Source organism: Paenibacillus ginsengarvi (assembly GCF_003626695.1).
In the GTDB taxonomy this organism is placed as follows: Bacteria; Bacillota; Bacilli; order Paenibacillales; family NBRC-103111; genus Paenibacillus_AB; species Paenibacillus_AB ginsengarvi.
This window is the reverse complement of the sequence record NZ_RBAH01000012.1, coordinates 207,202-225,608: the sequence shown is the minus strand read 5'-3', so window position 1 is coordinate 225,608 and position 18,407 is coordinate 207,202. Positions and strand designations below refer to the sequence as shown.

The 18,407-nt window shown below is 53.8% G+C and carries 18 protein-coding genes; 10 read left to right on the top strand and 8 right to left on the bottom strand.

The annotated features are described in order from the left end of the window. Positions 1–3: 3 nt before the first annotated feature. A complete protein-coding gene (locus D7M11_RS18080) occupies positions 4–186 on the bottom strand; it encodes a type 2 periplasmic-binding domain-containing protein (RefSeq protein ID WP_120748634.1) in 183 nt (60 codons plus the stop codon). Between the two features lie 70 nt (positions 187–256). Here D7M11_RS18080 and D7M11_RS18075 point away from each other — a divergent pair, with 70 nt between their 5' ends. From D7M11_RS18075 to D7M11_RS18045, 7 genes are all read left to right on the top strand, one after another. Continuing rightward, the gene (locus tag D7M11_RS18075) at positions 257–1,177 is read left to right on the top strand and encodes a GNAT family N-acetyltransferase (RefSeq protein WP_120748633.1); all 921 of its coding nucleotides are present in this window, start codon (positions 257–259) and stop codon (positions 1,175–1,177) included. A gap of 36 nt (positions 1,178–1,213) precedes the next feature. Next, positions 1,214–1,771 carry a GNAT family N-acetyltransferase gene (locus D7M11_RS18070; protein WP_240041179.1) on the top strand — a complete coding sequence of 186 codons (558 nt, stop codon included), beginning with the start codon at positions 1,214–1,216 and terminating at the stop codon, positions 1,769–1,771. 55 nt (positions 1,772–1,826) lie between these two features. Continuing rightward, complete coding sequence (locus D7M11_RS18065) at positions 1,827–2,273, top strand: GNAT family N-acetyltransferase (protein ID WP_120748631.1); 447 nt, start codon at positions 1,827–1,829, stop codon at positions 2,271–2,273. Positions 2,274–2,313: 40 nt separating this feature from the next. Next, positions 2,314–3,189, top strand: a complete 876-nt coding sequence (locus tag D7M11_RS18060) for a phosphotransferase (protein WP_158606692.1) — start codon at positions 2,314–2,316, stop codon at positions 3,187–3,189. Between the two features lie 899 nt (positions 3,190–4,088). Then, complete coding sequence (locus D7M11_RS18055; protein ID WP_158606691.1) at positions 4,089–5,378, top strand: ABC transporter substrate-binding protein; 1,290 nt, start codon at positions 4,089–4,091, stop codon at positions 5,376–5,378. Between the two features lie 276 nt (positions 5,379–5,654). Continuing rightward, positions 5,655–6,089: a GNAT family N-acetyltransferase gene (locus D7M11_RS18050; protein WP_120748628.1), complete on the top strand. Its 435-nt coding sequence runs from the start codon at positions 5,655–5,657 to the stop codon at positions 6,087–6,089. Between the two features lies 1 nt (position 6,090). Next, on the top strand, positions 6,091–6,660 hold the full coding sequence (locus tag D7M11_RS18045; RefSeq protein ID WP_120748627.1) for a GNAT family N-acetyltransferase: 570 nt from the start codon (positions 6,091–6,093) through the stop codon (positions 6,658–6,660). A 95-nt stretch (positions 6,661–6,755) separates the two neighbouring features. Here the strand turns inward: D7M11_RS18045 and D7M11_RS18040 are convergent, their stop codons facing one another. From D7M11_RS18040 to D7M11_RS36165, 3 genes are all read right to left on the bottom strand, one after another. After that, positions 6,756–8,408, bottom strand: coding sequence for a stalk domain-containing protein (locus D7M11_RS18040; RefSeq protein WP_120748626.1), 1,653 nt, complete (start codon positions 8,406–8,408; stop codon positions 6,756–6,758). Positions 8,409–8,747: 339 nt separating this feature from the next. Then, positions 8,748–9,293, bottom strand: coding sequence for a helix-turn-helix transcriptional regulator (locus D7M11_RS18035; RefSeq protein WP_120748625.1), 546 nt, complete (start codon positions 9,291–9,293; stop codon positions 8,748–8,750). Beyond that, on the bottom strand, positions 9,233–9,583 hold the full coding sequence (locus D7M11_RS36165; protein ID WP_147433455.1) for an AraC family ligand binding domain-containing protein: 351 nt from the start codon (positions 9,581–9,583) through the stop codon (positions 9,233–9,235). The genes D7M11_RS18035 and D7M11_RS36165 overlap by 61 nt, the downstream gene beginning before the upstream one ends. Before the next feature lie 178 nt (positions 9,584–9,761). On the opposite strand from D7M11_RS36165, the gene D7M11_RS18025 reads away from it, so the two are divergent. Both D7M11_RS18025 and D7M11_RS18020 read left to right on the top strand, forming a co-directional pair. Then, positions 9,762–11,060 carry an ABC transporter substrate-binding protein gene (locus tag D7M11_RS18025; protein WP_120748624.1) on the top strand — a complete coding sequence of 433 codons (1,299 nt, stop codon included), beginning with the start codon at positions 9,762–9,764 and terminating at the stop codon, positions 11,058–11,060. A 32-nt stretch (positions 11,061–11,092) separates the two neighbouring features. Beyond that, a complete protein-coding gene (locus tag D7M11_RS18020) occupies positions 11,093–12,604 on the top strand; it encodes a sulfatase family protein (protein WP_120748623.1) in 1,512 nt (503 codons plus the stop codon). Positions 12,605–12,667: 63 nt separating this feature from the next. On the opposite strand, the gene D7M11_RS18015 is transcribed toward D7M11_RS18020, so the two are convergent. From D7M11_RS18015 to D7M11_RS18005, 3 genes are all read right to left on the bottom strand, one after another. Next, positions 12,668–13,258, bottom strand: a complete 591-nt coding sequence (locus tag D7M11_RS18015) for a thymidine kinase (RefSeq protein WP_120748622.1) — start codon at positions 13,256–13,258, stop codon at positions 12,668–12,670. A 160-nt stretch (positions 13,259–13,418) separates the two neighbouring features. Continuing rightward, complete coding sequence (locus tag D7M11_RS18010) at positions 13,419–14,147, bottom strand: EcsC family protein (RefSeq protein ID WP_120748621.1); 729 nt, start codon at positions 14,145–14,147, stop codon at positions 13,419–13,421. 235 nt (positions 14,148–14,382) lie between these two features. Continuing rightward, positions 14,383–15,699, bottom strand: coding sequence for an ABC transporter substrate-binding protein (locus D7M11_RS18005; RefSeq protein WP_120748620.1), 1,317 nt, complete (start codon positions 15,697–15,699; stop codon positions 14,383–14,385). 178 nt (positions 15,700–15,877) lie between these two features. Between D7M11_RS18005 and D7M11_RS18000 the strand changes: the two genes are divergently transcribed. Then, positions 15,878–16,804 carry an AraC family transcriptional regulator gene (locus D7M11_RS18000; RefSeq protein ID WP_158606690.1) on the top strand — a complete coding sequence of 309 codons (927 nt, stop codon included), beginning with the start codon at positions 15,878–15,880 and terminating at the stop codon, positions 16,802–16,804. 86 nt (positions 16,805–16,890) lie between these two features. On the opposite strand, the gene D7M11_RS17995 is transcribed toward D7M11_RS18000, so the two are convergent. Further along, a complete protein-coding gene (locus D7M11_RS17995; protein WP_158606689.1) occupies positions 16,891–18,213 on the bottom strand; it encodes an ABC transporter substrate-binding protein in 1,323 nt (440 codons plus the stop codon). Between the last annotated feature and the right edge of the window lie 194 nt (positions 18,214–18,407).

Genomic DNA, 18,407 nt, shown 5'->3' with positions numbered 1-18,407 from the left:
GTATTACCGGATAAGCAACTCCAGAAACTTCCACGCCGCCGGCGTGAGCAGAACGTCCTTCAAGTAAGGGGCGCTGATGCTCCGCCGCGGCACCCCCTCCTCGATTTGGATCTCGTATAGGTTTCCTCTCTCCAGTTTATTCCGAATGAAGTTTTGGAACAGTTGAGTAAAGCCGTTTTTTAACATTTTTTCTCGCAACCGATGTGGTAGTCTGAAGGTAAGGGCTTCAGCCAAAAGCGGGCGGGGGAATGAACGGATGGAAGGGTCGGATAGCGAGCTTGTGTTTCAACCGCATACGTCCTCCGATTCGGAGGCGATTGTGGCAATGGTGAACCGCGACCCGTTTCACTTGTTGAACGGGATAACGGTGGCGGAATTTGAACGGGATTTGGACGAGCCGGGAGAACGCATCCGCGACAATACGTTTGTCGTGCGAATCGGCGGGAAGACCGCGGGTTATTTGTCGCTCTGTTTTGTTGCGGTGGTCTCGCATAGTAAGGTTTATTGCTATGGGACTGTGGATAAGGACTTTCGCAGGAGGGGAATCGGTACGGCCATGTTCCGGTTCATCTTTGCGAGACTGGGTAGTATTGCCCGACGGGAGGGCAAACCGATTCGTTTCATCCACAGGGCGATTACGAGCATTCCCGGCGAAACCGGCTTGGGGATTCGGTTTGGCATGAAGGAGCAACACATTCTGGAAGTCCTTTGTTTGCGCGGTACGGACGAGGGAGCTTCTTCCCGACCGATGCCGGGACTGCAATTTCGCGCCCCGACGGTGTCGGATGCCGCCCTCTGGGCGGATATTTACAACAAAGCGTTCGGCAGCAGCAAAAAGCCGGAAAGCGTAGTTTACGAATTTCAAGGGAGCGATTTTAGCCCGAAGCTGTATGTGCTGGCGGTGAATGAGGCCGGGGAGCCTGTCGGATTCGTCTGCTCTTCGGTAAAGGGGAGCCGCGGCCGGATTCCGACCATTGCGGTGAAGCCCGAGTGGCAAAGGCGCGGAATAGGGGAGGCCTTGTTAACCGAAATCTTGCGGCGCTTGAAGCAGGAGGGAGCCGAGGAAGTTCGGCTGACGGTAGACAGCCGCAACGATGCGGCCAAAGCGCTGTATGGCAAGATCGGTTTCCGTCTGGATTACAAAAGGATTCATTACGAGGCCGAATTTTTGCCATAAGTTGATCGGAAGAGAGGGGGAAGATCCGTGTTAAGCATGCGTAAAGTTAACCGGGATGATCACGAATTCCTGGTCCGTATCGATTTGAAGAACGACGGCTATACGGAGTCCGCTGTTATGGAGATGAGCGAGGCGGAGAAGCGGGAGCACGAAAATAAAATTATGAGCTTCCTCGTGGATGAAGAGAGAGGCGGATATGTGATCGAGGACACGGCTCAGGAGAAGCCGATCGCCATGATCCTGTATGCGATCGCAAACCGGGACCGCGAATATCCGTGGAAAACGATCTATAGCGAGCTTGACCGCTCTTGGTTTCAAGAGGACGGACGTTTTTTGGAAGTATTCAATCTGTGGGTGCACCCGGATTATCGCCGGACGGGCTTGGCGACTCAGTTAAAGCGAAAACTGGACGAGGAAGCGGAGCGCTGCGGCGTGAACTTGATCTATACGCATACGGAGGAGCGGAATCTTCACGTGGTCGAGCTGAACGAGAAGCTCGGCTACCGGCAGGTGCGGCGAGGTCCGATCTGGGACGATGTTGTTCGGATCAGCTTGATCAAACAACTGTCCGCCGAATCGCGTTCACCCGATTAAGGGCGTGCAGCCGGCATGAAGCGGCCGCCTATTTTGCACTGGGGGAGAGAAGCATTTGAATATTAGCCTACGGAACGTATCCGACCATAACTGGTATGCTTGCACGAAGCTGAAGGTGAAAGCCGAGCAGCAGGCTGTATTTCCGGTACCTGTCGTCTACTGGATTGCCGAATCGAAATTTGAACCACACTTCGAGCTCCGTGCGGTTTATTCGGGGGAAGAACCGGTCGGATTTGCCGTGTTTTGCAGCGAGGCCGATGAGGAGGGCAATCACTGGATTATGGCGCTGATGATAAACGAGAAGCATCAAGGGCAAGGCTATGGCCGGGCGGCGATAAAGATGCTGATCGAGCAGCTGCGGCTAATGAAGGCGAAGCGGGTGATGATCGGGCATAGGCCGAATAACGAGGTGGCCGGCAGATTATACGAATCGTTAGGCTTCAACAAGATTAGCGAAGAGCTCATAGACGGCGAAATCGTCCGGTGTTTGTCGTTGTCGTAAGCAGAAGCAAATTCAGCATCGCTGGAAACGGGGGATGGAAGTGAGGACTCAGCCAGAAGTTATACTTAATCGGCTAAAAGACGAAAGAATCGTTCCTCCCGATTGCGAGCTGGGGCGGCAAATGTCGGGGACAACCGAAGGATGCGTGTATATCGTGAATCGCGGCGATCATCCGGTATACATTTTGAAAATGGACGCTCCCGAGTATGTGCGGATGGTCAGCGATTTTCTCCGGACTTATGAAGGTCCGCTAATCCCCGCGCTTCATTTTACCGATCCTGCCTGCGACTATTTCGTCTATGCGTATCTCTCCGGGACGGTCCATGACGAGAGGGGCCGGAAAGCCGATTGGCTGAAAACGTTGTCCGAGATGCTCCTAAATCGTTATGAACGGGTCTCCTCCATAAAAGGTTGGGGATGGCTGGACGAACCGCGCGGTTCTTGGACAGAGCTATTGCAGCTGTCCGTCGCCCAGGCGCGCCAGACAATCGGGGATTTGCTTCCTGCGGAAGATCATGAGATGGTCATGCGGCTTCCGGCGGCTATATACCGCTCGCGTGATCCGGAAGCGTATTTGCTGCACGGCGATTGTGGCGTTCATAATTTCGTATTCGAGTCGTCGCGGTTACAAGGCGTTATCGATCCGATCCCGATGATCGGTCCGCCGCACTATGACTTTCTTTTCGCCTTCTGTTCGTCTCCTGACGATCTTACTATGGAGACGCTGCTCGAGGGGGCGAGCTCGCTCGACAGTTCGGCATTGCATCAGACGGATCGCCGGACTAGGATAGAGGAAGTTCTTGTGCTTTTGTACTGTCGGATCGGGACGTGCTTGAAGCACCATTCTCTAGATTTGCCGGACTATATTCGGGCTTGGGCGTATTGGCGTAAGCTTAGAAATGAGGAACCGATATAGGCTCGCCGAAGGAAGAACAGGAGGAGTGACGAAGAATAGGGAAGAGCGGCGAGCCGCTGCCTAGCATAGCGGAACTACTTGTTCCGTTATTGCGCAGGGAAGGGCCGGAGACGGTCCGATAACGGAAGCGAATGTTCCGTTAAAGCCGGAAAAAGGAGCCGTTTCCGGCTCTTCTCGAGGGTATAGCGGAACTTTCGGTTCCGCTATAAGGGGAAATTGTGGAGGGATACAGATATAGCGGAAGTTTCGTTTCCGTTACCGTTCAGCCGTCAGGATCAGCCACACCCGTACTGCGCGACTGGTAGTGGCAGGTGGTCGTATTTGGCTTACAGCGCACCCACCTATCCAGATATAACGATAATTATCAGCGCTCTTAGTTTTTAATAAGGTATTGACCGCTGGATGCCGAAGGCATACAATAGGGATACGCGTTAGGATTTTTTTATTCGCCTTATCTATACGTGTAAATATGAATCGGGAGGTGGACTGTTCTAGGAGGCCCGTCTCAAGAAAGGCGCTATTTGGGAAAGCGCTGTCACAGCTTGGGTATGGATGGAAACGAACAGCTACAACGACGGGGGAAGTTACAAACAGAAGGTCCGTACCAGAGACTGGGGCGGCAAGTAGGCAGGACATTATGACAAAAGTGATCGTTTAGCGCGTGCTGCATGGTGCGTCTGCGTAAAAAGCAGGCTTCGGGGCGATCCGCTCTACAAGGTTACCGTTTAACAGGGCAAGGAGTTTCATAGCAGGACGGATTGTGCGATGGGAATGTGGTTTGCATATTTTGTGCAAGATTGATGCGGATTCACCTGCAAATCGATTTTTTACAACTATTATCTATACGTATAAATATTCCATTCTACAACTCTACATTTTCCATAAGTGAGGGGATCAACATGAACATATTCCATAAAAAATGGGTGGTTTTAGCGCTTCTCACCTCTGTCGTCGCATCGGGCTGCGGCAAGACGTCCGGAGGCGTCAAGGAAGCAGACGGTTCATCTGGGGTTAGTGAGGAGCCGGTCAGCCTCGTCCTGTTAAACGATTCCGGCATCGAGCAGGAATTTATCGAGCAGGTGGCGGCCGAGGTAAAGAGAAAACATCCGAGCATCGACTTGAAAATATACAGAAGCGAAAAAGGCTCTACGCTCGATGAGCTGATTTTGGCGGGCGAAACGCCGGATTTGATCGTTTCCTACAACGGGAAAATTGCATCGTACCGGGACAAGGACCTGCTGTACGACATGACCTCGCTGATCTCCTCGCGCAAAGTCGACCTGGGCCGGTTTGACTCGGGCTATATCGAGGACGTGAAAATCGCCTCCACCCAAAACGAACTGTTCGGTCTGCCGATCAGCCTGGCCTATCATGCGCTTTATTATAACAAAAGCTTGTTCGACAAATTCGGTGTGGCCTATCCGAAGGACGGCATGACGTGGGAACAGACGCTGGAAGTCGCTAAAAAGATGACCCGTAATGAAGGCGGAACACAATACCGCGGCTTCGATATCGGCAATATGGTATGGGCTTCACAGCCGCTCGGCATCGCGGCGATCGACTACAAGACGGATAAAGCGACGATGCGCACCGATGAGTGGAAGCGGGTATTCGAACTTATGAAAGCGTTCTACACGATTCCGGGCAATATGACGACAGGCAAGGCGAAGGATAACTTCCTGAAAGACAAAACGGTCGCGATGTACGCCGATCTGAGCATTGCGAGCGAGCTGGAGATTGCCGCCCAGGACGGGCTGGACTGGGATGTCGTACAGTATCCGAGCTACACGGAGAAGCCTAACACCTACGGCAACGCCAGCGTCAACGTGATTATGATTACGAAAGCGAGCAAGCATAAGGAGCGGGCGATGCAGGTAGTCGAGGCGGCCGTATCGGACGAGGTGCAGCTCGAGAGCTCCAAGTCCGGTCGGGTTACGCCGCTGCTCAAGGCGGACATTAAGCAAGCGTTCGGTATTAACAAGCCGGTGTTCAAGGGAAAAAGCGTACAGAGCATTTTCAAAAGCAAGCCGGTCAAATACCCGATCGCTTCGCAATACCGCAGCAAGGCGGAAGGAATCGTACGGGTGAAATTCGACGAGTACGTGAAGGGGGCGGTCGATGTCAACACCGCGCTCGCGCAGGCCGACGAGGAAATCAACAAAGCCGTCGCCGCCGAAGCGGGTAAATAAGACGTAAGTGCGGCAGAGGGAAAGCGCTATTTCTGCGGATTGAGGGTTGCCGAATGAAATGTAACAAGATTGAAATATTATTTTCATGTGGCTTTAATGAACAAAGCCTATACTAAGAGTCGACCCCCTTTTCATAATATAGATCATTGGACCTGCGGCCCGTTGCCGCGGGTCCCTTTTTTTGTTCCGCTTGCGCCCAGTTTGGCTATAACCATTTTCACCCGGACCTGCGGCGGGATCGATATGATATGTTGATTGCAGTAGGGAGGAGCGAAGATGACGCTTTATATATCGATCGAGCCGAACGAGGCTGACAAAGCTTTTGTGAGAGACGGCATGATTGCTTATAACCGTAGGCATTTTCCCGAGCGGTTGAGAGGCAACTACCGGGAGGTAGCCGTATTTGTCAAAGATGCCGAAGGCCGGACCTGCGGCGGACTTGTAGGCGAAATATGCTGGAACTGGCTCGAGGTGCAATATTTGTTCATCGAGGAGCCGTATCGCAAGTCGGGGTACGGTGCGAAGCTGGTACGCGAAGCCGAGCGTATAGCTAGAGCAGGAGGATGCGACTTTATGAAGCTGGATACGCTAAGCTTTCAAGCGCCGGAGTTTTACACGAAAATTGGTTTTGAGGTATACGGAACGATCCCGAATGCCGGCGGATATACGCATTACTATATGAAAAAAGACTTGCACCCGGAGGAGCTTTAGGATGCAAACGCCGTTATCCGCCATGCTGCTGCAAACCGAGCGCCTCATCATTCGTCCGTACATCGAAAGCGATCTGACGGAATCGTTCGAGCTGATGCAGCACCCGGAGCTATTCACCTATATGCATATGGATGTATTGCCGCTTGAAGCCTACCGACAGCTGTTTCAATGGCTGCTGAGCAGTTACCGGACACCGTTTCACGAGCCGTTCAAATATTCGTTCGCCATACGCAGCAAAGCGTCGGGAGTGTTCCTCGGCTGGTGCGGCGTCGGCGTGCTGGATTGGATGGCGCCCGAGAAGGAGCTGTATTACTTGATCGGCCGCGAGCATTGGGGAAATGGCTATGCAGCCGAGGCGGCGGCCGCTCTGGCCGCTTACGCCTTCGATGTGATCGGGCTGGAACGGCTATATGCCAAGGCCGATTCGCGAAACAAGGCGTCGCGGAGAGTTCTCGAAAAGCTTGGGTTTACGATCGACCGGGTGCTTGAAGGGTTAACAGGGGAATATGCGGACTGCAACGGGGAACTGCTGCACGTGATTACCCAAGATCGGTTTCGCGCTGCGAATTGAAAAATGCCAAAAAGCAGGTCCTGAGCCGCACAATTGCCGGCTTCGGGCCTGCTTGAGGTTCAACCGCCGGCAAAAGAACTTTTGCCGGGCGATCGCTAATACGCAATCGTTACGGTCCGAGTCGCCTCGGTATACGTGATCTTCGCTCCGAGCACTTCGGACAGCAGCCGGACTGGCACCATCGTATAGTCGCCGATCAGCTTGGCCGGGGTGTCGGTGGTCCGCGTCTCGCCGTTTAGTTCGACTTCGTTCTTAGTCGTGTACAGCGTTACTTTCCGAGTTCCTTTCGTATATACCGCCGCCTGGTTGCCAGAATCCCACTCCACGCTCGCGCCGAGTGCAGCCGCCAGATCGCGGACGTACAAATAGGAGGAGCCGTCCTCGATAACCGGCTTTTGCTTCATCGGGTAGTTAAGGCCATCAAGCGTATAGCTGCTGGCATCAAGTCCGAAAACGACGGTTCGCTGAACCGGGGCAGCCGAGTCGGACAGCCTTTTGTAGGAATCGGTATTGTTGTGCAGCTTCTTCTTGCCGATCTCCGCCGCTGGCTCCGTCGTAAAGTCCCACTCCTTGACCTCCGTTACCCGCTGGCCGCCCTTCGTCAACTGGAGCGTCAGCATAACATGGTAGCTCGTATCCGGCTCGAGCGGCTTGCGCGGGATGAGAAGAACGGCGGCGTCCAGCGACGAGTCGTTTTCAGGCGAATTGATCCAGAAGTCGACGGATTTCTTCGTGCCGTTGTTCATCAGGTCGGCCCCGAGCACCTTGACCTGCTCCATACCGAGGCCGTAATATTCGGCCATGATCGGATAGCCAACCGGGTATTCGCTGCCGCTGTGGATGCGGATCGGGTCCGGCTCCTCATTGCCGCCGAAAACGGTCGGCGCATAGCGATCTCCTGGCGCCGGTGAAACGACGAGCTTCGGCTCCTCTTGGCGATCCATACCGAACTCGATCACCGTATAAAAGCCGACCTGGCTGATCCCGATTTCTTTTAAGTACGGGTCCAGAAACGGACTGCGGTGATAAGGGGCGTCGAACAGCGAGTCGACCGAACCCGCGATCGAGTCTTTCGAGTAGGCGACGTCTTCGCCCACACCGGACGTATACCCGAAGTAGACGGCGCGATCGAACGGTCCTTTGCCGGTAAAACCGGGCTTGTCCGGATTTTCGGCGTGCATGCTTTCCGAGTCGTCCTTGCCCTGTTTGATCTTGTTCAGATCCAGATAGGCGGCGTGGGAGGAGGCGCTAGCATTCAGTTTGTCATTGAAGACTACCTTCGGCAGCCCGAACAGGGTCCGGTAATCGTTAACGGCGGCTAGTCCGACGATCTGCGCGGCGTTTGCGGCGGCGAATTGCTTGATTGCATCGCTGGCAACGGTAAACGTCCACGATTGGTCGATCGGCTCGTATCCGCTGTAAACAATGCTCATGCGGACCGTATGCGTGCCGGGCGTCAAATCGGCTGTCGGCGTGTACAGGAACGCCTCCTCTTCTTTATCGTAGACGGCTGCGACCTTCGTCTCGTCGATATACATCGAATAGGAATCCGGGGGAGTCGTCATATCGGATGTATAGTAGAAGCGGATCGGGGGCTTCGTGGTGCCAACCGTTTCTTTTGGCGTTCCGAGAGATTTGTAGGAAGCGGCCATCGATTTCGCAGGCGAAAGAGATAGCCCGGCGACCGAAAGCAGCAAGGTCAGCGATAACAGCAGGAGCAGCTTGGCGAGAGTGGCTGGCGATTTCAAGTTCGGCAAACCTTCTTTCCACAAAATAGCGAATAAGGGGCATTCTATCTCTCATCATAGCGGAAACGGCAGGCGTTGGATAGTGAAAAGAAAAGGCATTCAAGGCTGCACAACGCCCAGGATGCCCGGCTGAACTGTAACGGAATGAATCGTTGCTACCGTTAATGGTTCATGTCATTCGTAATGGTCACGGGTGCTGTCATTACCGTGCGATTGTCCAGCGTAACGATCGCGCGCCTTCCTTGCAACGGGCCGCCGCGGATGTTTGCATAGCCGTCATAGGAAGCCGTTCGCAGACGTTTGCGGATGGCTTTTTTGCGCAGCCCTGGGGTCGGTTACCTATAATGAGCGGAACTTGCTCGGGGAGAGCCCGTGGGCATTCGCGAAGGCGCGACTGAAGCTGTACAGATCGGGATAGCCGACCGTCAGGGCGATCTCGGTGACGCTCAGATCGGTTTCGCGCAGCAGCCGGGCCCCTTTTTGCAGCCGCAGCGATTGGATGTATTGCCCCGGAGACTGTCCGATTCGTTTCGTCAGCGCGGTGGTCACGTATGAACGGTTCAAGCCGAAATCTTGCGCGATTTGGTTCACGTTGATCGCTTCGGTATAATGCAGCTCCATGTACCGAATACAGTCATCCAGCCAGCCGGACTCGGCGGGCGGCTCCTCTCTGTGGGCCGCGTACAGCTCCGCAAACAGGCTGTACGTCTGGCCAAGCAGCGCCAGCTCTGCGGCGGGGCCCGTGCCCGCCTCGTCAACCAGATGCTTGAGCAGCCGCTCCAACTGGCTGTCGACAAGCCCGAACCGGCAAGGCTCCGCAGCCGTCAAGCCGAGCCGCTCCAGCAGAAGCGGCGCCTGCACCCCGTCAAAGGCGAGCCAGTACATTCGCAGCGTCCTTTCGGCGGGGAGGAGCCGGTATTCGTATCGGAGTCGCCCGGAAACATGCAGAACAGATCCCCTTTGGCCAGCAGCGCCGTCTCCCCGTCGAACGCGAAGCGCACCCCCCCATCCACAACAAAATGCACACTGTAATAGTCCATCCGCTTAGGCCCCACTTGATAATTCGGCTTGGCCAAATTCGTACCCGAACGGATGAGCCGAAGTCCTCCCGCGTCTCCAAGGTCCGAAGGAGAGTAAAGCCGGTTGACGGCGTATTCGTGGGCATATTCCTGCAATCCGGAGTCCTCCTTTGTTTCGCAACCATTTTCGTTACTATACTCGATGTCTAACAAATTGACAAATGACAACAAAACAGATCGACATTTACCCGCCTCGGCTTGCTCTTTATGATGGAAAGAAGACAACGACGAACAGACTTGCGATCAGGCAGCTACTCATAAGGAGGATGTTCGGATGAGGCATAACGGTAAGTCATTCATCATGGCAGGAATAGCCGTTTGTTTCCTTTTTTCGGGGTGTTCGGCAGGAAAGGGGAGCGGCGAACAAGAACAATCTAGTGAAACGTACAAGCCAAGCACGGAGCCCGTAACGATCCGCATTGCAACGACGCCGTCGGCGAGCGTGACGGAAGACGATTTCCGGCTGCTGTTCACCGAGCCGGTTAAGGCGAAATATCCGCATATTACGCTGGAGCTGGTGAAGTACGGGAATGGGTCGACGGTGGAGGATTGGATCGCGTCCGGCAGCGTCCCCGATATGATGCTTGTCTGGAACGGCGAATTGGGCGGCTATGCCAAATACGATCTGCTTGAAGCGATCGATCCGCTTATCAAAAAGCACGGGCTTGACCTGACCCGCTTCGACGGTATAGTGCTCGATGCGGTAAGAGCGATTTCGTCCAAATCCGAGCTCTATGGTCTGCCTTATGCGGTGCAACTTAACGCCTTGTATTACAACAAAGACATTTTCGATAAGTTCGGGACATCTTATCCGAAGGACGGAATGACGTGGGACGAAGCGATCGACCTTGCCAAAAGGCTGACGAGGGAGGAAGGCGGCGTACAATACCGCGGGCTTCATCCGGAGACGATTATGCGGCTGGCGTTTCCCTTTTCGATCAATCTCATCAATCCGAAGACGAACCGGGCGGACATAAACAACGACAGCTGGAAATCGGCCTTCGACGTCATGGGGCGGATTATCGGCATTCCCGGGAACTGGTCCGCTACGCCTGCCTATACGACCGCTTTCATGAAAGACCAGAACGTCGCGATGCTCGCTTCGATCAACTTGTTCGATCAGCTGGAGAAGGCAAGCAAGGATGGATTTACGAACTGGGATGTCGCCCAGTATCCGAGCTATCCCGACAAGCCAAACGTTTATGGAATGGTCGATACGCATATTGTCGCGATTACGAAAACAAGCAAGCACAAAGATCAAGCCCTACAAGTCGCGGACGTCATCACATCGCTACCGGTGCAGAACATGCTGATGCAAAGGGGTAGATTGTCCTCTTTGTCGGATACCGGTCTGAAGAAGAGGTTTGGAGAAGAGCTGCCGAGCTTGAAAGGAAAGCGTATCGACAGCATTTTCAAAAGCAAGCCGGCTCCCGGTAAGGAATTTTCCCCGTATTTTGCCGAAGCCAGGACGATATTGCTCCAGGGCTTCAACGAATTTGTGGCCGGGAAAGATGCCAATACCGTTTTGCGGGAGGCGGAAGAACAAGTGAATGCGATGCTGTCCCAAAAATAACATAGATTTGACGACGACAGGAGGCGATAACCGTGAAGAAACCGAATATACTGCTCATTACGAGCGATCAGCAGCACTGGAATACGATCGGAGCGTTCAACAGCGAGATTCGTACCCCGAATCTCGACCGGCTCGCAAAGGAAGGAACTGCGTTTACGCGGGCGTACTGCCCGAATCCGACATGTACGCCGACGCGGGCCACGATCATTACCGGCCAGTATCCGAGCCAGCACGGAGCATGGACGCTTGGCACGAAGCTGCTGGAGGAGCGTCATACGGTGGGGGAAGACTTCACCAAGGGCGGGTACCGTACGGCGCTGGTAGGCAAAGCCCATTTTCAGCCTCTGCGCGAGACGGAGGCGTATTCGTCGCTGGAATCTTATCCGATTTTGCACGATCTCGATTTTTGGCGGAACTTTCACGGGCCGTTTTACGGCTTCGACCATGTGGAGCTGGCGCGCAATCATACGAACGAAGCGCATGCCGGGCAGCATTACGCCATCTGGATGGAGGAGAAAGGCTGCACCAATTGGCGAGACTATTACGCGTCTCCTACCGGCACAATGGACCGCGGCATCAAGCATACATGGCCGATTCCGGAGCAGTTCCATAACAATGCGTGGATTGCCGAACGGACGAATGCTTTGCTGTCGGCCTATAAGGAGAACGACGAGCCGTTCTTCCTGTGGTCGAGCTTCTTCGACCCGCATCCGCCGTATCTCGTGCCGGAGCCGTGGGATTCGATGTACGATCCGGAGCAGCTTACGATTCCGCGCGTTACCCCGGGCGAGCATGACCGCAATCCGCCGCATTTTCGCCTGACGCAGGAGGAGCAGCCGGATTTCTCCGCCTGGAACGAAACGGGCAAAGGCATACACGGCTACCATTCGCATGTGAACGTGTCGGAGAGCGAGCGTAAACGGCAGGTGGCGACCTATTACGGCATGATTAGCTGTATGGACAAATATATTGGCGCCATTCTCGACAAGTTGGAAGAGCTGGGACTGGCGGAACATACGGTCGTCGTCTTCACGACCGACCATGGCCACTTTTTCGGCCAGCACGGCTTGCAGCATAAAGGCGGCTTCCACTATGAAGATTTGATCAAGCTGCCGTTTCTCGTCCGTTATCCCGGCCATGTGCCGGAAGGGCGCGTAAATCCGGCGATTCAGTCGCTTGTCGACCTCGCCCCGACATTTTTGTCGCTGGCCGGCATTCCGGTACCTCCGGCGATGACCGGGGTGGATCAAAGCGCCGTTTGGCAAGGGACGAAGCCAGCTGCCCGCGATCATGCCGTATGCGAATTCCGCCACGAGCCGACGACGATTCACCAGAAAACGTACGTCGATCCTCGGTACAAGTTAACGGTGTATTACAACCAAACGTACGGGGAGCTGTTCGATCTGGAGGAGGACCCGGGGGAAATTCGCAACCTGTGGGACGAGCCGCAGTGCGCCGCGCTGAAGTCGGAGCTGCTGCTGAAGTTTATGTGGGCCGAGCTCGGCAAAGAATCGATGCCGATGCCGCGTATTTGGGGCGCATAACCGTATAATCCCTGCGGAAATAAAAGGGGAGAGGCTTTATACGAAGCCTCTCCCTGTTTGCCGTTACCGGCCGGCGATGCGGGCAGCCGCCTTTTTACGGGCCAGCCCGTAGCATTTGCGGCATACCGGCAAGTAGCTTTCGTTGCCGCCGATCATAATCTGTTCGCCCTCGAAGACGGGTTCCCCGTCCTTGCAGCGCATATTCATCGTCGCTTTGCTCTGGCAATGCCAGCACACCGTCTTCACTTCTTCGATCTTATCGGCCAGGGCGAGCAGATGATAGCTGCCCTCGAACAATTTGCCCAGAAAATCGGCCCGGAGGCCGTAAGCGATCACCGGAATATCGAGCTCGTCGACGATGTCGCATAGCGATCTTACCTGCTGCTCGTTCAGAAATTGGGCTTCGTCGACGAGGATGCAGTTGGGCATCTCCCGCTCCGCAAGCTTGAACATATCAAGCTTGGCCGTGATGACGATGGCTTCCTTGCGGATGCCGATGCGGGATGTGATCGCTCCCGTGCCGTACCGGTCGTCGACGGCGGGCGTGAACAGCAGCACCTGCTTGCCTTGTTCCTCATAATTGTGAGCGGTTCGGAGCACTTCGATCGATTTGCCGCTATTCATCGCTCCGTACCGGAAATAAAGCTTCGCCACTTGAGTCCGCGATCCTCTCTGTTCTATAGTCGTCTCTGCATGGAAGTCTATATCAGCATACCGGAATTCGGCGGCGCTGGGTAGGGGAAATAAGCCCGCAATTTGCAAATGCAGGAAAGACCGCCTAGTCTACAGCAGGCAGCGAAACAGGCGGGTGGGCCTATTTCAGCAGCCGCAGCTGGAACGAACGGATGGCTGCCTCGCCTAACTCCTCAAGCAGATCGTAGTTCGCCCATGCGCCAACGATGGCGCCGATGCCGGGGAGGAGCTGAAGCATTTTGCGGAAGTCGATCGTATCCCGGTATTCCTGCTGCAGCTTTTCCCAATCGACCGACTGCAGCGCCTGCTCTCCGGCGGGGTATTGTCCGGCAAAGGCGTCGTAATCGCGTACGATCCGGTATACGCGGACTTTATGATCTCCGCCCGAGAAAGCGAGCTGGAAGACGTAAAGCAGAAACAGCCGCTCGCGGTAATCATGCGTGGAATAGCCGTACAGATGGGCCAGCTCGAACAGGCATTTCATCTTGATCGCGATCAGGGCGGGGAAGTCGACAAGCCCGAGGGCGAACCCTCCGGCACCCGTGCCGGCTCCTTCCGCAGCGGCGATTTTTTTGTACGTATTTACGAGCGCAGCCGCCTTATCGTCGCGCTGCTTCAGTGTAAGTCCCGTTTGCGGAAGCCCCTTTGGCACGAAATCGAGCGTGAACAAGACGGTATGAAAAATGCCTTTGACCGCGGATGTTATCGTCTGATGCACCTTGGCGGGTATTTTTTCGTTGATTTTGGTTTGCACCGTTTTGCCTGTACGCTCCAGGAATCCGGGCGGCTTGAACAACTGGCTCTCCCACTGTGCAAGCTGTGCGCGTACCGTCTCCTCATATGAATTCATTCGCTGGCCGCCTCGCTTTTCATCTGACCGTCTCTCTTGTATATGCATACGCAGGTGAGCGCTTTTGGTCGCATGGAAATGGAAGGAGAATAAGCGGCGCAAAAAGCCCGTCCGGTGCGTCGAAGGGACGCCCCTGGGCGGGCTTGGGCAAGCGGATATTACTTGGCCGTAGTGCCGATAAGCTTATAAGCTCGTCCACATAGGGAACCGTTTCTTGAACGGGTCCGTGTGAAGTTTACTTTTTGGCCGCTTCATCTGCCGTAATCTGTTTGTTTAGCTTTTCTTCCTCTTCGCGCAGAGCGGTGTTGATATCTTTCGACCCGTCAATAACCGCCATCATCGCATTGCCGATCGCCGCTGCCGCTGAAGTATTATACTGGTTGTACGCAATCGTTTTAGGCCCTTTTTGCGCCGTGACCGCGCTAATGTTTTTGCCCTTCCAATCGGCTACGTCGCGGGCGAATGCGGACTTCACGTCCGGATTTTTCAGCGGAGCGAGGAATGCCAGCTTCGATGCGCGTTCTTGCTGCACTTCGTCCGTTAGCAACTGGGCAATCGCTTGAAACGCTTCGTCGCGGTGCTGGCTCGTTGTTGGCACGGTCAAGACGACAGGATAGGGCTGTGACGCTACTCCTTTTAAGTCGCCCATTTCCGGAAAGCTGGCGGCGTCCCAGTTCGGCACATTGGCGTTTACCGTTGCGGCGTACGAGTTGTAAGCGCTAGTCATCGCCGCTGTTTTTTCCTTCAGGAACAGATCGTACCCGTATGCCTCTTTGACTGCGTTGTAGCCTGGCGCTGTATAGATCGGAATGAATTTATCCGCGATTTTTTTCCAGTTGTCGGTATTGATGATAGCCCGGTTCGTCTTCGCGTCGATAAAATCATATCCGTATTGATTGGCATTAATAAAATTCGATGGCGGTCCCACGTAGCCGCGATACGTAACTCCGCCTTCGGAACGGGTCATTCGTTTGGATACGTCGATCATTTCCTCCCAGGTCAATCCGTTTTTCGGATAGGGCACGCCGAACTTGTCGAACAAGTCTTTGTTGTAGTACAAAACGAACCGGAGCTCATAAAGCGGCAATGCAACCAGTTTCCCGGTATCCAGGCTGCGCATCATATCGAGCGATGCTGTTTCGATCCGGTTCAGATCAAAGTTATGTTTCTTGACCAGATCGGACAGGTCGCCGAGCAGTCCGTTATCCTTCACCGCCGGCAGCGAAGCGAAGGAGGCGAGCATGACGTCAAGATTCGTTTTGGAGACGACCACATTGGCTAACGTATTCTCCTCTTTGTTGACGAGCACTTTGAACGAGAGGTTCGGGTATTTTTTCGCGATCAGTTGTCCGTACTGCTGCTGAAATGCGTCTCCGACCGGGCCGTCGGCCGGCACATGATACCATGTCAATTCAACCGGCTTTTGTTCCGCACTTTTGGATGCTGGCAACTTGCCGTCATCCTTCGCGCCCGTATTCCCCGTTCCACATGCTGCCGTCGTCAACGTCAGCGCCGCAATAAGCAGCGAGCTTGTTCCTTTCTGAACGTTCATGGTCACAGTCCCCTTTTTTCATGTATGACTTCAACGTTATTATAAAATTCCTTCTGGCAAAATGATTTATCTGCTTGGTCGGTTCTTTTACCAAACTGGACGATCGCGTTATAATGAGCGAGTAGCGAGCAGGTGGGCGTTAGTAGACTCGGGTTCATATGGAGGAGGCATATCGAACATGAGGTTTCCGAGGTATCGGCTGCATAGAGAGCTGTCCATCGAAACGATCATCTCGTTTTCATACCGTCAACTGCCCAAACAATATTTCAGCGTCGGCGAGAGTCACGATTTTTGGGAATTTGCATACATCGACCAAGGGCAGGTTGAAGTATTTACGGATATCGGCCGGTACGACTTGAATCAAGGAGACATTATTTTTTACAAGCCCAATTTATTTCATGTCGGGAAAACAAATCCCGAAGACAGTCCGGTATTGGTCAATTTGTCGTTTGAATGTGATGCGGCGTGCATGAGCTTTTTTCCTCATCATCAATTCAGGCTTGAGCAGCAGGAGCTCCAGCTTCTGACAAACCTGGTCAAAATCGGAACGGAGGCGTTCGATCCTCCTGTCGATTCCGCGCGAATGAGATTTCCGAACCGGTGGGAAGGGGCCAAATTCGGCACGGAGCAGCTTATTATTAACTATTTGGAAATCTTTTTGCTGGAATTAATTCGCAATGGCGAAAGGCGAAGCGACCATGCGAAGCCGGCATCCGTCATGAAGGACAACCAGCAAACGAGCGAAGTGCTAAAGCTCATTGAATATATGACTCGGCATATTGCGGCGGAAGATTTATCGATAGACGAACTTTGCAACCAGTTTGCAATCGGACGAACCCAGCTGAAGACAAAGTTCAAGGCGCAAACGGGGTACGGGATTATGGAATATTGGCGACTGATGAAAATTGAACACGCAAAGCGGATGATTGCCGACGAGCAGTACAATTTTACCGAAATCGCCGAATGTCTGGGCTATAACAACGTGCATAGCTTTTCCCGGCAGTTCAAAAATATGACAGGCATGACGCCATCGGACTATTCGCGGACGATTGATGTAAGATTCGTAACGGGGAAACCGTTTTTTCGATTCACTCGCGACGATTAGTCATCATTTTGCAATCGCTTTCGTACAAAAAAGCCCGCCCGGCGCGTCAAAAGTGACACCCTGGGCGGGCCTGGCTGGTGATTCTCTTATTTGGCCGTCGTGCCGGAAAGCTTCGTCTGAATTTCCTTGTTCGCGGCTTCCTCCGCTTCGCGCAGCGCCGTGTTGATATCTTTCTGCTTCAGCAGTACGGCGTTGAAGGCGGTTGTCAAATGCTTCGCGCCGATGGCGGTGTGGGGAGACGGCTTGGCCGGCGGAGCGAATGTTTTCGGCAGGAAGGCGTTTATATTTTTCTTGGAGAGGTATGGCACGTCTTTGCCGAAATCTTTCATCACGTCGCGGTTTTTAAGCGTCGGGAACATCCCGTTTTTCGCCAGATGGCTCTGGAACTCATCTGAAGTGAGGTACGCGATGACCTCGAACGCGTCATCCTTTTTCTTGCTCATGTTCGTTATATAGAAGTAGGACGGGTACGGCTGTGGCCCGATCCCCGGCTTTTCTTTCCATTCCGGGAAAGAGGCGACGTCCCAGTTCAGGTTTTCCTTAAATCTGGCCGGTCCGAGGGCCGCGAGACCGAGGTATACCGCGATCGACTTTTCCTGATCGAACTTGTTCACCTGCACCGAATAGCTTACGGTTTTGCTGTCCACTTCATTGCCCGGCAGATGGTAAAATCTCGTCCACATATCGAACAGCTTCTTGAACTGGTCCGAGGTGAAATTCACTTTGTTCTGGTTGTCGGTATAAGGGATCGAGAACTGGTTGACGAGCATGCTGTGAGACATCGAGAGCGTAAAGCCCTGATACTGCACCCCGCCGTCCGTACGCGACAGCGGCTTGACGAGATCGTACACCTGATCCCAGGACAGTCCGTCCTTCGGATAGGCGACGCCGAATTTATCGAACAAATCTTTGTTGTAGAACATGGTCATCGTATTGTTGAAAACAGGCAATCCATAAATGCCGCCGTTTGCGAGCAGCTTCTGAATGTCGATCGTCGTCGGCTCGAGCCGGTTCAGATCGTATTTATTTTTCTTGATATGCTCGGAAATGTCGAACTCCAATCTGGAATCGGTCAAAAAGTTCGTCTGTCCGCTGGAAAGGTACAAAATATCGAGCGTTTGCCCGGCCGTAATCAAATTCTCGATCGAGGTGCCGGCGACGCGCGGAATAAACTTAGGCGTAATATAAGGGAATTTTTCTTTGATTTTATTACCGAACAGCTTCATGAACGCTTCCGTATCGTGGTCGCCGGATTCCGAGTAAAACGTAAGTTCGATCGGCTCTTTTTTCTCCGGCGCTTTGACGCCGCTCTCCGTCTCTTTACCGCTTGTCGTGCCGCTCCCCGATGAGCACGCTGCGACGAGCGATGCCAGCAGCGCGGCAGCCGTCATGGCGGCTGGAAGTTTCATGGATGATCCCCTTAGTTTCCTCATGGCAGTACCTCCCAAATAATTGGAGTTTCTTTTTGGACGCAGTCGAAAGCGCTCTCTATTTGACCTGCTTTCGATTCCGCACACCCCGAGAGTATCACAAAACCGGTGTAGGAAAGTTGCACCCGGTTATGATAAAATGTCAGTAAACTATTAATGTGCTCCACAGGAGG

What these genes read in the sequence shown, in the direction of transcription:
- D7M11_RS18005 (WP_120748620.1), bottom strand. Translation starts at nt 15,699, where the DNA reads ATGAACGTTCAGAAAGGAACAAGCTCGCTGCTTATTGCGGCGCTGACG.
- D7M11_RS17995 (WP_158606689.1), bottom strand. Translation starts at nt 18,213, where the DNA reads ATGAAACTTCCAGCCGCCATGACGGCTGCCGCGCTGCTGGCATCGCTC.
- D7M11_RS18075 (WP_120748633.1), top strand. Translation starts at nt 257, where the DNA reads ATGGAAGGGTCGGATAGCGAGCTTGTGTTTCAACCGCATACGTCCTCC.
- D7M11_RS18025 (WP_120748624.1), top strand. Translation starts at nt 9,762, where the DNA reads ATGAGGCATAACGGTAAGTCATTCATCATGGCAGGAATAGCCGTTTGT.
- D7M11_RS18035 (WP_120748625.1), bottom strand. Translation starts at nt 9,293, where the DNA reads ATGTACTGGCTCGCCTTTGACGGGGTGCAGGCGCCGCTTCTGCTGGAG.
- D7M11_RS18070 (WP_240041179.1), top strand. Translation starts at nt 1,214, where the DNA reads ATGCGTAAAGTTAACCGGGATGATCACGAATTCCTGGTCCGTATCGAT.
- D7M11_RS18080 (WP_120748634.1), bottom strand. Translation starts at nt 186, where the DNA reads ATGTTAAAAAACGGCTTTACTCAACTGTTCCAAAACTTCATTCGGAAT.
- D7M11_RS18000 (WP_158606690.1), top strand. Translation starts at nt 15,878, where the DNA reads ATGAGGTTTCCGAGGTATCGGCTGCATAGAGAGCTGTCCATCGAAACG.
- D7M11_RS18050 (WP_120748628.1), top strand. Translation starts at nt 5,655, where the DNA reads ATGACGCTTTATATATCGATCGAGCCGAACGAGGCTGACAAAGCTTTT.
- D7M11_RS18055 (WP_158606691.1), top strand. Translation starts at nt 4,089, where the DNA reads ATGAACATATTCCATAAAAAATGGGTGGTTTTAGCGCTTCTCACCTCT.
- D7M11_RS18045 (WP_120748627.1), top strand. Translation starts at nt 6,091, where the DNA reads ATGCAAACGCCGTTATCCGCCATGCTGCTGCAAACCGAGCGCCTCATC.
- D7M11_RS18010 (WP_120748621.1), bottom strand. Translation starts at nt 14,147, where the DNA reads ATGAATTCATATGAGGAGACGGTACGCGCACAGCTTGCACAGTGGGAG.